This is a genomic window from Burkholderia sp. BCC1640 (genome assembly GCF_902833125.1).
In the GTDB taxonomy this organism is placed as follows: Bacteria; Pseudomonadota; Gammaproteobacteria; order Burkholderiales; family Burkholderiaceae; genus Burkholderia; species Burkholderia diffusa.
Genome location: NZ_CADFEF010000169.1, coordinates 1 through 453, shown reverse-complemented (window position 1 = coordinate 453; position 453 = coordinate 1). Strand labels below are relative to the sequence as shown.

The window sequence follows — 453 nt, the reverse complement described above, 5'->3', positions numbered from 1 at the left end:
GATGGCGGCGAAGAAGCAGCCCTGGATCAGATCGTCGAGAAGGTGGTTGCGGTCGTCGGTCTACAGCGACATCTGCAGCTGGATGTGATGAAACGCGTGCAGTTCCCACCACACGCCGATCCGGTGCTGCCAGCGGTGGTACCAGTAGCCGGCGAAATCGAGCACCACCAGGTAGATCAGGAAGGCCACCAGCGGCTGCGAGGTCACCCCGGGCCACAGCGTGTCGAGATTGAGGTTCGCGACGCCCTTGAGCCGCAGCCACGACTGGAAGTTGTCGAACAGGGGCTGCATCGCGAAGAAGAAGAACAGCGTGAAGATGCCGAGCTTGGCGATCAGCGTGTAGAGCACGTCGACGCGCGTCTCGCGGCGGTGCTGCCACGACTGGGACGGCCGCAGCGCCTCGAGCGGGCGCAGCAGGAGGTACATCGCCACCACCTGCAGCGCGCCGACGAT

Annotated in this window: 1 pseudogene; it reads right to left on the bottom strand. The window is 64.5% G+C overall.

What is annotated here, in order from left to right:
* Positions 1-453: pseudogene (locus tag HWX25_RS33045) on the bottom strand (sterol desaturase family protein); the annotation flags it as partial.